This window comes from Oceanobacter sp. ABM4_470 (genome assembly GCF_056158645.1).
In genome coordinates, this window is the sequence record NZ_JBSWTR010000001.1 from 2,317,500 (window position 1) to 2,331,515 (window position 14,016).

General features: G+C 54.5%; 14 protein-coding genes and 1 tRNA gene. 11 read left to right on the top strand and 4 right to left on the bottom strand.

The window, feature by feature from the left end; genetic code table 11:
- Positions 1 to 8 precede the first annotated feature (8 nt).
- The 3 genes from prmC to hemA are packed head-to-tail and all read right to left on the bottom strand — an operon-like array spanning position 9 to position 3,231.
- The gene (gene prmC, locus ACXADJ_RS10125) at positions 9 to 869 is read right to left on the bottom strand and encodes a peptide chain release factor N(5)-glutamine methyltransferase (protein WP_475065363.1); all 861 of its coding nucleotides are present in this window, start codon (positions 867 to 869) and stop codon (positions 9 to 11) included.
- Positions 859 to 1,947: a peptide chain release factor 1 gene (gene prfA / locus ACXADJ_RS10130; protein ID WP_475065367.1), complete on the bottom strand. Its 1,089-nt coding sequence runs from the start codon at positions 1,945 to 1,947 to the stop codon at positions 859 to 861. Before prfA ends, prmC begins: the two co-directional genes overlap by 11 nt.
- A gap of 3 nt (positions 1,948 to 1,950) precedes the next feature.
- The gene (gene hemA / locus ACXADJ_RS10135; protein ID WP_028294726.1) at positions 1,951 to 3,231 is read right to left on the bottom strand and encodes a glutamyl-tRNA reductase; all 1,281 of its coding nucleotides are present in this window, start codon (positions 3,229 to 3,231) and stop codon (positions 1,951 to 1,953) included.
- A 171-nt stretch (positions 3,232 to 3,402) separates the two neighbouring features.
- Between hemA and ACXADJ_RS10140 the strand changes: the two genes are divergently transcribed.
- The 10 genes from ACXADJ_RS10140 (at position 3,403) to ACXADJ_RS10185 (ending at position 11,653) form a co-directional block, all read left to right on the top strand.
- Positions 3,403 to 5,232: a tetratricopeptide repeat protein gene (locus ACXADJ_RS10140; protein WP_475065374.1), complete on the top strand. Its 1,830-nt coding sequence runs from the start codon at positions 3,403 to 3,405 to the stop codon at positions 5,230 to 5,232.
- Positions 5,232 to 5,816, top strand: coding sequence for a lipoprotein insertase outer membrane protein LolB (gene lolB / locus ACXADJ_RS10145; RefSeq protein WP_051219563.1), 585 nt, complete (start codon positions 5,232 to 5,234; stop codon positions 5,814 to 5,816). Before ACXADJ_RS10140 ends, lolB begins: the two co-directional genes overlap by 1 nt.
- Positions 5,809 to 6,687 carry a 4-(cytidine 5'-diphospho)-2-C-methyl-D-erythritol kinase gene (gene ispE, locus ACXADJ_RS10150; RefSeq protein WP_475065378.1) on the top strand — a complete coding sequence of 293 codons (879 nt, stop codon included), beginning with the start codon at positions 5,809 to 5,811 and terminating at the stop codon, positions 6,685 to 6,687. The genes lolB and ispE overlap by 8 nt, the downstream gene beginning before the upstream one ends.
- Positions 6,688 to 6,690: 3 nt before the next feature.
- Positions 6,691 to 6,765 (top strand) — tRNA-Gln (locus ACXADJ_RS10155).
- 46 nt (positions 6,766 to 6,811) lie between these two features.
- Positions 6,812 to 7,753, top strand: a complete 942-nt coding sequence (locus tag ACXADJ_RS10160) for a ribose-phosphate pyrophosphokinase (RefSeq protein ID WP_028294723.1) — start codon at positions 6,812 to 6,814, stop codon at positions 7,751 to 7,753.
- A 110-nt stretch (positions 7,754 to 7,863) separates the two neighbouring features.
- Positions 7,864 to 8,481 carry a 50S ribosomal protein L25/general stress protein Ctc gene (locus ACXADJ_RS10165; protein WP_475065380.1) on the top strand — a complete coding sequence of 206 codons (618 nt, stop codon included), beginning with the start codon at positions 7,864 to 7,866 and terminating at the stop codon, positions 8,479 to 8,481.
- 165 nt (positions 8,482 to 8,646) lie between these two features.
- Positions 8,647 to 9,234 (top strand): aminoacyl-tRNA hydrolase, encoded by a 588-nt coding sequence (gene pth, locus ACXADJ_RS10170; protein ID WP_475065384.1) that lies wholly within the window; start codon positions 8,647 to 8,649, stop codon positions 9,232 to 9,234.
- 42 nt (positions 9,235 to 9,276) lie between these two features.
- Complete coding sequence (gene ychF / locus ACXADJ_RS10175; RefSeq protein ID WP_028294720.1) at positions 9,277 to 10,368, top strand: redox-regulated ATPase YchF; 1,092 nt, start codon at positions 9,277 to 9,279, stop codon at positions 10,366 to 10,368.
- A gap of 483 nt (positions 10,369 to 10,851) precedes the next feature.
- The gene (locus tag ACXADJ_RS10180; protein ID WP_028294719.1) at positions 10,852 to 11,421 is read left to right on the top strand and encodes a TetR/AcrR family transcriptional regulator; all 570 of its coding nucleotides are present in this window, start codon (positions 10,852 to 10,854) and stop codon (positions 11,419 to 11,421) included.
- A gap of 61 nt (positions 11,422 to 11,482) precedes the next feature.
- A complete protein-coding gene (locus ACXADJ_RS10185) occupies positions 11,483 to 11,653 on the top strand; it encodes a hypothetical protein (RefSeq protein WP_475065387.1) in 171 nt (56 codons plus the stop codon).
- A 34-nt stretch (positions 11,654 to 11,687) separates the two neighbouring features.
- On the opposite strand, the gene ACXADJ_RS10190 is transcribed toward ACXADJ_RS10185, so the two are convergent.
- Positions 11,688 to 12,290 carry a hypothetical protein gene (locus ACXADJ_RS10190; protein WP_475065390.1) on the bottom strand — a complete coding sequence of 201 codons (603 nt, stop codon included), beginning with the start codon at positions 12,288 to 12,290 and terminating at the stop codon, positions 11,688 to 11,690.
- 356 nt (positions 12,291 to 12,646) lie between these two features.
- On the opposite strand from ACXADJ_RS10190, the gene miaB reads away from it, so the two are divergent.
- Positions 12,647 to 14,008, top strand: a complete 1,362-nt coding sequence (gene miaB / locus ACXADJ_RS10195; RefSeq protein ID WP_028294716.1) for a tRNA (N6-isopentenyl adenosine(37)-C2)-methylthiotransferase MiaB — start codon at positions 12,647 to 12,649, stop codon at positions 14,006 to 14,008.
- Positions 14,009 to 14,016: the final 8 nt, after the last annotated feature.

Below are 14,016 nucleotides of genomic sequence, written 5' to 3' on the forward strand. Positions count from 1 at the left end.
CAGGCCAGTTATTGAGCTGGCCAACGGCCACCGGTGATTCTCGGGTTACCGCCCAGATCCTCACGGGTGGCCACATCCAGATAGCCGGCCTGACGAAACAGCTCCGTCACAGCCGCCTGCTGATCATAGCCGTGCTCGACCAACAGCCAGCCGTCACCGTTAAGGTACAGCCGCGACTGATCGACAATATGGCGCAAATCCGCCAGTCCCTGCTCATCAGCGATCAATGCTGAGCGAGGCTCAAAGCGCACATCGCCCTGATCCAGATGATGGTCTTCAGGGTCGATGTACGGCGGATTGCTGACGATCAGGTCGAATTGACCGGACACCTGTTCAAACCAACTGCTCTGACAAAAGGTAACGTGACTCAAGTGATTATCGCGGGCATTGCGGCTTGCCAATGCCACAGCCCCCGCCTGCAAATCCACACCCTGAACGTTCCAGCCCGGGTTTTCCGAAGCCAGTGCCAGCGCAATCGCACCGGTGCCGGTGCCCAAATCCAGCACGTCTGCCTTTGGGCCTAACGGCAGTTCGAGCGCCCATTCAACCAGGGTTTCGGTATCGGCACGAGGAATCAGGGTGGAAGGTTCGGTGGCCAGTGTCAGTGACCAGAATTCGCGGTAGCCAAGAATGTAGGCGATTGGCTCGCCATCAAGACGCCGTTGCAACAGAGTCGCAGCCTGTTGCAGCTGGGCAGCGTCCAGTTCCGTGTCAGACCAGGTGAACAGCCAAGTGCGGTCTTTACCTAACACATGGCAGAGCAGCAGCTGGGCATCGATTTTGGCGGAGTCAGAACCGGTTTGATGAATCGTCAGCGCGGACTGTTTCAGCCAGTCCGCCACGGTGATGGTATTGGAATCAGTTGCCACCGGCCATTTCCGCCAGCAGGTTGGCCTGATGCTCTTGCAGCAATGGCCCCAGTACCGGATTGAGGTCGCCCTGCACGATTTCGTCGAGCTTGTACAAGGTCAGGTTAATGCGGTGATCCGTCACCCGGCCTTGCGGGTAATTGTAGGTACGGATGCGCTCAGAGCGATCGCCGGAGCCCACCAGACTTTTACGGGTTGCGGCCTGTTCGGCTTGCGCGGCCTGTACCTGAGCGTCTTTTAGACGCGTGGCCAGCAAGGCCATGGCCTTGGCGCGGTTCTTGTGTTGGGAACGCTCTTCCTGACATTCCACCACCATGCCGGTTGGCAAGTGGGTGATTCGAATGGCGGAATCGGTTTTGTTTACGTGCTGACCACCGGCACCGGAGGCACGGAAGGTATCAATCCGCAGGTCGTTCTTGTTGATGTCGATGTCTTCTTCGCTGTCGACTTCCGGCATCACCGCCACAGTGCAGGCGGACGTATGAATACGCCCCTGGCTCTCGGTTTCCGGTACTCGCTGAACCCGGTGAGCGCCGGATTCAAACTTCAGACGCGAATACACATCGGTGCCACTGATGCGAGCGATGACTTCCTTGAAGCCGCCGTGTTCGCCCTCAGAGGCACTCATCATTTCACAGCGCCAGCCAACGGTTTCCGCAAAGCGGCTGTACATACGGAACAGGTCACCGGCGAAAATCGCCGCTTCGTCACCGCCCGTACCTGCCCGCACTTCCAGAATGACGTTACGACCGTCGTCCGGGTCTTTTGGCAGCAGCAACACTTCCAATTCACCGGACAGTTGCTCCAGTGCTTGTTTGGCAACCTGCTGCTCTTCTTCCCCCATGGCGCGCATGTCCGGGTCACTGTCGGAAGCCAGTACATTGGCTTCTTCCAGATCGGACTGTGCCTGCTGATAGTCACCAAAGGTCTTGGCAATGCTCTCCAGCTCCGCGTACTCCTTCGACAGGTTGCGGAACTTGTCCTGATCGGAAATCACGTCCGGGTCGGACAGCAAGTGGCCAACCTCCTCGTAACGTTCGGTCAGGGTTTCGAGTTTGAGAAGCAGGGATTCTTTCATGCACTAGTCATCTGTGTCGCGGCTGAAATGGTTGTCGGGCAACTGGAACAACTCGCGGGTGTTATCAAAAATATCCATACGGCCATCGGCAGCGGCTTTTCGCAGCGCCACCGTAGGGCCGTGCAGCAATTTATTGCTGAAGGTATGAGCAAACTGGCGCAGAACTTTTTCAGCGTCGGCGCCGTTTTGCAGTTGTTTGACGGCCTTGATCAGCTGCTCTTCACGCAACTGGTCTACGTGGCTGCGCAGTTCGGTCACCGTGGTCACCGCATTCAGCACTTTCAGCTCGCGCATAAAGTGCTCAACCCCGGCTTCAATCAGCTCTTCGGCCTGACGGGCGGCGTCCTCACGGGATTTGACGTTCTCCTCGATGATACTGCGCAAATCATCCACCGTGTACAAATACACATCGCCCAGCTCCGCCACTTCTTCCTCGATATCACGAGGCACGGCAATATCGACCATGAACATGGGCTTGTGACGACGCTTCTTGAGGGCTTTTTCAACCGTACCCTTACCCAACACAGGCAATGGGCTGGCGGTGGATGAAATCACCACATCGGCCGCAGCCAGGTGCTCAGGAATGTCTTCCAGCAGAATCGCTTCGGCGTGAAACTCTTCCGCCAGATGCTGGGCACGAGCCAACGTCCGGTTGGCCACAATAATGCGCTTGATGCCCGCCTGCTTGAGATGGCGAGCCACCAGTTCGATGGTTTCACCGGCACCAATCAGCAAGGCCGTGCTGCGATTCAGGTCAGCAAAAATGTGCTGGGCCATTTTCACCGCAGCAAACGCCACCGACACCGGGTTTTCACCAATCGCCGTGTCGGTACGCACTCGTTTGGCAATCGAGAAGGTCTGACGGAACAAACGCCCCAACTCGGAACCTACGGTGCCCGCTTCCTGTGCCACCGCATAAGCGGATTTCATTTGCCCTAGAATTTGCGGCTCGCCCAATACCAGCGAGTCGAGACCACTGGCTACCCTCATGGTGTGATGCACAGCATCGTCGTTTTCGAGGCAATAGAGGGCTTCGTCGAGGGCTTCGCGGCTAACCTGATGATGCTCGGCCAGCCAGTCACGAATTTTGACCCAGTCGAACTGGTTGGATGAACCGTAAATTTCGGTACGGTTACAGGTAGAAAGGATAACGGCTTCGTCAGCACTGTCAGGGCTACACAGCTCCGCCAATGCCTTGGGCATGGTTGCCGGATCGAATGCCACACGCTCACGCACAGAGACCGATGCGGTTTTGTGATTGATCCCGAGAGCCCAAATAGCCATTTCGCCGTGCGTTACCCTTGTTCAGAAAAGCGCGGATTATAAACATCCGGCGTCTGTTTTGCTGCCTAAAACTTTGACTTAGTGTGGCATCTAACCCTAAATGTACGCAAAACTTTATGGCCACTTCAGTACTCATAGAGCCTTCAGCCATAACGAGCCGGTATAAACAGAGTGTTCAATTCAAGCTTATCCACCACATTTGCAGGCATCACCACCTTGATGCTGGGCATGGCGCTGTCGGCCTGTAGCAGTCAGCAGGTTCAAACCGCCGACGCTTCTTCAGTCGTGTCCAATGGCCAATCCGCGGTTGAAACTGCATCAGCCAACTCCGCCATCGACACGACAAACGATACAACAGACGCAGATACCGCCAACAGCCAACCCAAGGCGGTTGCCGGGCAATTCACCGAAGACGAATTGAACGCCCTGCTGATCGCCGAGTTTGCCGGCCAGCGGGAAGATTTTAACCTGGCCCGTCAGAAGTATATGGAAGTGGCCGCCAGCGCCGGTTCCGGCACCATTGCCATGCGCGCCATGCAAATTGCCCAATACACAGGGGACACCAACGCGGCGCTCAAGGCTGCCCAGCTGTGGACCCAGGCCGAGCCTGACAACGAACAGGCCCACTGGCATCTGGCACAGCTGTATCTGGCCAAGCAGGAGTTTGCCAACGCCCTGGAGCATCTGAATCGCATCCATGAGCTGACCGGTAATGATCACTATGAACTGCTGGCCACGGCAGCTGCCAACAGCTCCGAAGACAGCCGCTACGAATTGCAGTCGCTGTTGATGGAACGCAGCCAGCAAGACCCCGACAACCCGTCCCTCTGGACTGCACTGGCGATTCTGAACCAAAGCCTGGGACTGGATGGCATCGCCGAGCAGCAATTTGATCAGGCACTGAGCATTGATCCACAACAAATCAGCGCCGCCGTGTTCAAGGCCCGTATGCTGGCAGAGTCCAACCGCACGGCGGAAGCCCTCGACTGGATCAACCACACGCTGGAACAGCACCCAGGCCATAAGGGCCTGCAAGTCATGCGTGCCCGCCTGTTACTGAATATGGGCCCCAAATTTTCAGACCATGCCTACCGCGCCTTTGCCGAGCTGCATCAGCAGTATCCGGAAGACCAGACCCTGCTGTTGTCGCTGGGTTTGCTGGAGTTCGACACCCAACGCATTGATGCTGCCCGCAGCCACCTGAGACTGCTGCTGGACGGCAACAGCCACCGCAATCAGGCGCTGTTTTACCTTGGTCGGCTGGAAGAACAAACCGGTAATCCCCAACAGGCACTGGAGTACTTTATCCAGATCACCAAGGGTCGCGAGTTCATTCCGGCACAGCTGAATGCGGCCAACATTATTATCCAGACCAATGGCCTCGACAGCGGCATCATCTATCTGAAGAAACTGCGCAAGCTGAACGCTGCCCGTGCCGATGAGTTAATGGCCCTTGAAGCCAATCTACTGCTGGATTATCGCCAGTACGACGGTGCTCTGGAGCGCTTTAATCTGCTGCTCGACAAGGCTCCGGACAACGCCTCACTGCTGTTCTCCCGCGCACTGGTTTGGGAAAAGCTGCAAGATCTTGAGCAGATGGAAGTCGACTTGCGCCGTGTGATCGAGCTTGAGCCAGAGAATTCCGAAGCATTGAATGCACTGGGCTACACCTTGGTCGACCGTCTGGACCGAGCGGAAGAAGCACTGCCGATGCTGCAAAAAGCCGCCAGCCTGAATCCGGAAAGCGCACCCATCATCGACAGTTTGGGCTGGGCTTACTTCAAGCTGGGTGACTACGAATCTGCTGCGGTGTTGCTTGGCCGCGCACATCAGCTGTTGCTGGATGACGAAATTGCCGCTCATTACGGCGAGGCCCTGTGGATGCTGGGCAAAACCGGTGCCGCCAATCAGGTATGGCTGCAAGGCTATAAAGAAAACCCCAACAGCCAGATTCTCGACGACACTCTCAAGCGCCATGGACTGAAGAAAGACCAACTCTGATGAAAACCTTTGTTACGCCCTTGCTAACAGTGCTACTGAGTGCACTGTTGGCCAGCTGCAGCCTGCTGCCTTCTTCCAGTACCGAGCAACAAAGCCAGCTGGATCGCATCCAGCACTTTGAAGTGCGCGGCAAGATCTCCGTGCGCAGCCCGGACGACTCGGTAACCGGCTATTTACGCTGGGAACAGGATCACCAGCAATACGACCTGTTTATTACCGGCCCTCTGGGTCAAGGTTCCAGCCGACTCTACGGCGACCAAAACCAGGCCTCGTTGACCCTGCCGGATCAACAAGAGCCATTGACCGCCGCCTCCGCCGAACAATTAATGGCTGAGCAAATGGGCTGGTACATACCGGTTCAGGGCATTCGTTACTGGATCAAGGGCCAACCGTCTCCCAGCTCTGAGTCCCAGGCCGAATACGATGAATACGGCATGCTGGCGTCACTGCAACAGGACGGCTGGAGCATCACCTTCAAACGCTATCAGCAATATCAAGGCAGCTGGCTGCCGGGACTGATTAAATTGAAAGGGTATGATTACCAGCTGACCGTAGCGATCAATGACTGGACCCTGTATGACTGAGACAACTGCTGTGACTTCCCTGACACTGCCGGCACCGGCCAAGCTCAACCTGATGTTGCACATCACCGGACGCCGGGCTAACGGTTACCACGAGCTACAGACACTGTTTCAGTTTCTCGATTACGGCGACCAGCTGACGTTCAGCGCCCGCTGCGACGACCAGATCACCCTGACGCCATCCATTGACGGCGTTGCCAGCGAAGACAACCTGATCGTCAAGGCCGCCCGCTGCATCCAGCAAGCTCAGCGTACGTTAGGGCAAGCATTGGGCGGTGTAGACATTGAGCTGACCAAAATCCTGCCTATGGGCGGCGGCCTTGGCGGCGGCAGCTCAGACGCAGCCACCACCCTACTGGCTTTGAACAGCCTCTGGCAGGTTGGTCTGAATCTGGATGAACTGGCGGATATTGGCCTGGCACTGGGCGCCGATGTCCCTGTGTTTGTACATGGCTATGCCGCTTTTGCGGAAGGCGTGGGTGAGCAGCTGACTCCGGTACCAGAACTGGCCGAACGCTGGTTTGTGGTTGTCCATCCAAATGTTCATGCCAATACCGCTGAAATTTTTCAGCATAAGGATTTGACAAGGAACACACCCGCAATTAGTATTCGCACCGCGCTTGAGCAGGGCGGCAGAAATGACTGTCAGGCCGTGGTTCAGAAGCTCTACCCCGATGTAGATAACGCTTTGAAAACCCTCGCCAAATTTGCCCCTGCCCAGATGACCGGAACCGGAGCTTGTGTATTCGCCAGCTTCGACACCGAATCTGAAGCTTTCTCGGCTTTCGAGCAAATTAACACCGAATATCGCGCCTTTGTGGCTCGTGGAGTTAACCAATCTCCCGCCCATACGCTATTATTCAGTGCATCTTGATGTTGGGGTGTCGCCAAGTGGTAAGGCAACGGGTTTTGATCCCGTCATTCGCAGGTTCGAGTCCTGCCACCTCAGCCAACTCTTTTTTTCCCATCGCTGACTAACCGTATCAAAGGGGACTTTCGTGTCTAAATTGATGGTATTTACCGGTAATGCTAACCCGGAACTGGCCCGTCTGCTGGCTGAACGTCTGGACATTCCCCTGGGTAACGCCCAAGTAGGCAAATTCAGCGATGGTGAAATCACCATCGAGATCGACGAAAACGTTCGTGGTAAAGACGTTTTCATCATCCAGCCAACCTGCGCTCCGACCAACGACAACCTGATGGAACTGATCCTGATGGCTGACGGCCTGCGTCGCGCCTCTGCTGGCCGTATCACCGCAGTGGTTCCTTACTTCGGTTATGCCCGTCAGGACCGTCGTCCTCGCTCTGCTCGTGTGCCTATTTCTGCCCGCGCTGTTGCTGACATGATGGCTGGTGCTGGTATCGACCGCCTGCTGACCGTCGACCTGCACGCTGACCAGATCCAGGGCTTCTTCGACATCCCGGTTGATAACGTATACGGCTCCCCGGTTCTGCTGGACGACCTCGAGCGTCAAAACTACGAAAACCTGATTGTGGTATCCCCGGACATCGGTGGTGTGGTACGTGCTCGTGCTATTGCCAAGCAGATGGGCGTGGATCTGGCGATCATCGACAAGCGTCGTCCAAAAGCCAACGTTGCTGAAGTTATGAACATCATCGGTGACGTAAAAGGCCGTACCTGTGTACTGGTTGATGACATGGTCGACACCGCTGGCACCCTTTGCCACGCAGCCAAGGCACTGAAAGAATTCGGTGCAGAAAAAGTTGTCGCCTACTGTACACATCCTGTACTATCCGGCCCCGCTGTTGAACGCCTGAGCAACACTGAACTGGACGAGCTGGTTGTTACCGACACCATTCCTCTGTCCGAAGCTGCTCGTGCTACCGGCACCATCCGTCAGCTGACCATTGCTGGCCTGTTGGCTGAAGCCGTACGCCGCGTTAACAACGAAGAATCCATCAGCGCCATGTTCCGTTAATCTCCGGATTAACAACAGGCACTGACGCTGCTTGAACAACAGGCAGCACAAGCCGCCCGGGCTGGTCGCAAGCCCCGGCGGTTTTTTCTATCAATAATGAGGTATTTATAATGTCAGATTTCACAGTATCTGCAGTTGTTCGTGAAGATCAGGGTAAGGGTGCGAGCCGCCGCCTGCGTCACAACAACGGCGTTCCAGCTATCGTTTACGGTGGCGAAGCTGCGCCAGTAGCCATCACTCTGAAGGCTAACGAACTGAAAAAACTGCTGGAAAACGAAGCGTTCTACAGCAGCGTTATCACTCTGGACATCGAAGGCAAAACTGAAACTGCAATCCTGAAAGATCTGCAGCGTCACCCAGCCAAAGACATGGTATGGCACGCCGACTTCCTGCGTGTAACTGCTGATTCCAAGATCAAGGCTACCGTTCCTCTGCACTTCATCAACGAAGAAAGCTGCGTAGGCGTTAAAGTTGGCGGCGGTAAAATCGCCCACCAGCTGACCAGCCTGGACATCGTGACCACTGCTGAAAACCTGCCAGAATTCATCGAAGTTGATCTGGCTGCCGTTGAAGTTGGCACCGTTATCCACCTGACTGACCTGAAACTGCCAGAAGGCGTTGAGTCCCTGGCTCTGTCTCACGGCGCAGAACACGACACTGCTGTTGTTTCCGTTCTGGCTCAGAAAGGCGGTAGCGAAGACGAAGCTGAAGAAGAAGCTGGCGAATAATTTCGCCCGCTTGCTGAAAGCATCGGAAAGCGGAGTGGCTTCATCTGGTATGCCAGATGCGGTTACTCCGCTTTTTTTTTAGACGGATGTCCTGTCCCTGCAGCTGACACTCCAACTGCACCACAAACGCCATAACGACAACATCGCCAAGCTAAAGAGGTCTGCATGACTCAGCACATTCAACTCATTGTGGGACTGGGCAACCCTGGCTCCGAGTACGAAAACACTCGCCACAATGCCGGTTTCTGGCTGATTGACGAACTGGCACGCATTCATGGCATTCGCCTGAGTGCCGACAAAAAATATCACGGCTTGGCCGGTAAAGGCCGAATCGACGGACATGAAGTCTGGCTACTGAAGCCTTCAACCTTCATGAACAAAAGCGGCCAATCGGTTGCAGCATTGGCTAACTTCTTCAAGCTGAAACCGGAAAACATCCTCGTCGCACACGACGAACTGGATATGCTACCGGGTGTCGCCCGCTTCAAGAAAGGTGGCGGCCACGGCGGCCAAAATGGCCTGCGTGACATCATTGCCCAACTGGGCAACAACAAGGATTTTCATCGCCTGCGCATTGGTATTGGCCACCCTGGCGACAAGTCCCTGGTCACCGGTCATGTGCTTGGACGTGCGCCGATTGCCGAGCAACAAGCAATCACAGCGGCCATCGACGAGGCCTGCCGGGTAATTCCATTTGCCCTGGCCGGCGACATGGCAAAAGCCATGAATCGACTTCATACATTTAAAGGGTAAAATACCCGCTTTCCATTTTCTGATCTGATACAGGACTCTCTCATGGGCTTTAAATGCGGCATCGTTGGTCTGCCCAACGTCGGTAAATCCACTCTGTTCAACGCACTGACCAAAGCGGGCATCGACGCAGAGAACTTCCCATTCTGTACCATCGAACCAAACTCCGGCATGGTATCCATGCCAGACAGCCGTCTGAACGAGTTAGCCGAAATCGTCAAACCGGAGAAAGTGGTGCCAACCACCATGGAGTTTGTTGATATCGCCGGTCTGGTTGAAGGTGCCTCCCGCGGTGAAGGTCTGGGCAACCAGTTCCTGGCCAACATTCGCGAAACCGATGCCATTGCCCACGTTGTACGCTGCTTCGAAGACCCGAACGTTATCCACGTGGCCAACCGCGTATCTCCAGCCGATGACATCGACATCATCAACACCGAGCTGGTACTGGCCGACATGGAATCCTGCGAAAAGCAGCTGCAACGTGTAACCCGTACCGCCAAAGGTGGCGACAAAACCGCCATTGCCCAGAAAGCCCTGCTGGAAAAACTGATTCCTCACTTCGAGGACGGTAAAACCGCGCGCATGCTGGACATGAACGATGACGAGCAAAAACTGGCTCGCACCTTCCACCTGCTGACCACCAAGCCAACCATGTACATTGCCAACGTGGCGGAAGACGGTTTCGAGAACAACCCACACCTGGATGTGGTACGCGAGATCGCTGAATCCGAAGGCGCTGTGGTTGTGGTTGTGTGCAATAAGATCGAAGCCGAAGTTGCCGAGCTGGAAGACGACGAGAAAATGGAATTCCTGGAAGAGCTGGGTATGGAAGAGCCAGGCCTGGATCGTGTTATCCGTGCCGGTTATACCCTGCTGGGCCTGCAAACCTACTTCACCGCTGGCGTAAAGGAAGTGCGTGCCTGGACCACCAAGATTGGTGCGACCGCTCCTCGCGCAGCTGCCGCTATTCACACCGATTTCGAGCGCGGTTTCATTCGTGCCGAAGTGGTGGGCTATGACGATTTCATCAGCTACAAGGGTGAATCCGGTGCCAAGGAAGCAGGTAAATGGCGTCTGGAAGGCAAGGAATACATCGTTAAAGATGGCGACGTGATCCACTTCCGCTTCAACGTTTAATACTGACCACTGCGGTGCTTGCTCTTTATCGTGCAGGTGCCGCAGACTCTATTACCCTCGCTCAACCCAACCACCCAATCCCTCTCTCATCCTATCGACACAATTCCAATCACCCTCCGCCCATCCAGGAGCAACCTCCCCGTTCAACAAGGATCATTGGCACGACGTAATGTGGTACTGAATATTCATTCACTGTCTACGACTAAAAGTTAACAATCTGAAAAATTGAGTCCTGTATCATTCCAACACGACATAACGAAACGCCTCTCTACTTGTCATAGTGAAAAGCTTTCAGAAAGCATCCCACTAACTATCAACACCACTAATAGACCATATATAGACCACAAATAGCCATTTTCGTAAAAATATCGTCAATATGACATTTATTCGGAACAATCTGACTATAAAAGCGTATTAATGTCCCATTGATAACCAAGCCCCCGACTGGGAGAATGAACATTCAGTCACAGACCTAACAATAAGATGATCGATAAACGCCAACAAATTCTCGAAGCAACAGCAGAGATGATTAACGAGTACGGCCTCCAGGCCTGTCCCATGTCGAAAATTTCGGCGCGGGCCAAATGTGGAGCCGGGACCATCTACCGTTACTTCGAAACCAAGCAGGATCTGGTGGCGGCGTTATTTGATGATCTGATTGAAACCCTCACCAAAGCATGTGCAGAGGGGTACGACGAGTCCGCCCCACTGCGGGTTAGATTCGAGAAGATATGGGGCAACTACTACTGCTTCATTCTGAACAACCCCTGCCAGCGCGGTCTGATGGACCAACTGCTGGCAACGCCTTCGATTCCACAGGAACACAAGGAGGCGTCATTAAGCGAATTACAAAACCTGATTGGCAAATTGCTTGATGAGGGAAAACAACAGGGAATTTTCAAGGAACTTCCCAACCCGTTATTGAACACAGTTACTTACGGAACCTTGTCGCTGATGGCCAAGAAGCAACAGCAATTCCCAAACAAGTTTCCATGTGGCTCCTGCTCGGTCGACGACGTAATAGGCCTTTGCTGGGATGCAATCAAGCGCTAGGGCGCACTTACCGAGGACCGCAGGAATGAACGTTCTTTCACCAGAAACAGAGGAAAACACCATGCTCTCTACTCAAGAACCAGTCGCAAAGACCAATGTTCAGCCACAACAAGCCAAAGCAGCCAAAAGCCCGAAAGCCGCCGTTGCTGCCAATCGTCAGACCAACTTTTTCAATGCGCTGACTCAGGTTGTTCTGAAGCAGAAGCGTAACCGCCTGGCAAACAGCAAGTAATCTTGCTGCTTGCCAGAACTACGGCTAGCCAGGGTTAGTGGCGAACTTCGTCCTGCCCCAGATCGGAGTCGGCGAAGTGTCCAGGTAGAAGGGAAACGCGCTCAACCGCGCACAGGGTATTTTCAGCACAGACCGTGTGGCCCATCTCGTTCACCAGAGGCTCCAGCAGCACACAAGTGGCATCGATTGAATCCATGGCAATCACAATTGCCAGAATAAAGCCGTACTGCGTGTGCAGCGATACCAGATCACCAATTTCTGTTTCCTCCCGATAGACATTCAGATCAGCTCCCAGATAATCCTCAAAACGCTTGGGTGCCTTGAAACGCGCCAGTGCAACCAACTGCACAATGCCTTGCACCACGCCGTCGTTGATATCCAGGGTAATGTCTTCGCTCTGATCCACTTCGACCACCCTGTCCAACAGATTCATAAACAGGTCAGAATCTTCATCGGACCAACGCAGGTCGACAGGGGCTTTTAATTCGCGATCGGATTTGAACCGAACTTCCGTTGGAAATTCAGCGGGGGATTCACCAGCGTTGGCTGGCATTAACAGACTAACGGCTTCCAGGCCGTTGTTATCGCTTTCTTGTCCGGCAATACGCCAGAACAATGGCATCATTTCTGCGCTCATGAGGCTACTCCCTGAGTGGGTGGATAATGCGATACCTGTAACGGTTACTGCTTTTCCTCCTCAAATGACCGGCTTTCAACTGAACATAGCAGTACGTACTGTGGGTGACAAGCCTCCCAATACAGTGACTTGGAGCGCAGAAAACGGCGATGGGGTCCCGGCATCCGGAGCTTCAGGGGCCAAACCAAGGCTCTGCACGGTGACGCAGACAGCGATAGAACAATCATCCTTTCGGTGATGAAGTGGTTGATAAAACAGCCGCAACAGTGCAATTCAACGCCGCCATCGACTGTACGCTATACGCACAGTATAATGCCGCCCCTTTTATTTTCGCGATGCCGGAGACGCTAACCTCCATGACCACTGCCACACCTACCCAACCGAAGAAGCTGTTTATCAAGACCCACGGTTGTCAGATGAATGAATACGATTCATCTCGTATGGCGGATATGCTGGAATCCAGCCATGAGATGCAGCTCACCGACAATCCCGAAGAAGCGGACGTCATCCTGCTGAATACCTGCTCCATCCGTGAAAAAGCGCAAGAGAAGGTATTCCACGAGCTGGGCCGCTGGAAAAAGCTGAAAGACACCAACCCGAACCTGAAAATCGGCGTCGGTGGCTGTGTGGCCTCCCAGGAAGGTGATGCCATCATCAAGCGCGCGCCGCACGTCGACATGGTGTTTGGTCCACAAACCCTGCACCGCTTGCCGACCATGGTCGACAAGGCCGCCAACGCCATTCAGATCGTTGACGTTACCTTCCCGGAGATCGAAAAGTTCGATCACCTGCCAGCCCCGAAAGTGGAAGGCAGCACGGCGTTTGTTTCCATCATGGAAGGCTGCTCCAAGTACTGTACCTTCTGTGTGGTGCCTTACACCCGTGGTGAAGAAGTCAGCCGCCCGATGGCCGACGTACTGAAAGAAGTGGAAGCCATCGCCGCCCAGGGTGTGCGCGAGGTCAACCTGCTGGGCCAAAACGTTAACGCCTACCGTGGCGACGTCGATGGTGATGAAGAAGCCGATCTGGCCGAACTGATCACTCAGGTAGCGGACATTGAAGGCATCGACCGCATTCGTTTCACCACCTCTCACCCGGTTGAGTTCAGCGACAGCCTGATCGACGTATACGCCGAAGTGCCGGAACTGGTATCGCACATTCACCTGCCTGTGCAATCCGGCTCCAACCGCATTCTGGCAGCGATGAAGCGCGGCCACGAAATCGATATGTACATCGACAAGATCGAGCGCCTGAAGGCCCTGCGTCCGGATATTTCGATTTCCTCCGACTTCATTATTGGCTTCCCGGGTGAAACCGAGGAAGACTTCCTCGATACCATGAAGCTGATCGAGCGCATTGGTTTCGACACCTCGTTCAGCTTTATTTACAGCGCCCGCCCAGGCACACCGGCATCGGATCTGGAAGACGACACCCCGGAATCGGTGAAAAAAGAGCGTTTGCACATCCTGCAAACCCGCATCACCCAGAACGCGCAGCAAATCAGCCGCCGTATGGTGGGTCGTGAAGAGACCATTCTGGTTACCGGTGTATCCAGGAAAGACCCGGGTGAACTGCAAGGTCGTACCGAGAACAATCGCGTGGTCAACTTCCGCTACCATGACCACGACCTGATTGGTAAATTCGTTAAAGTGAAGATCGAAGACGCCTACCCGAACAGTTTGCGCGGCATCGTTCTGAATCCTGAGCTGGCGTACTGATTTTTAAC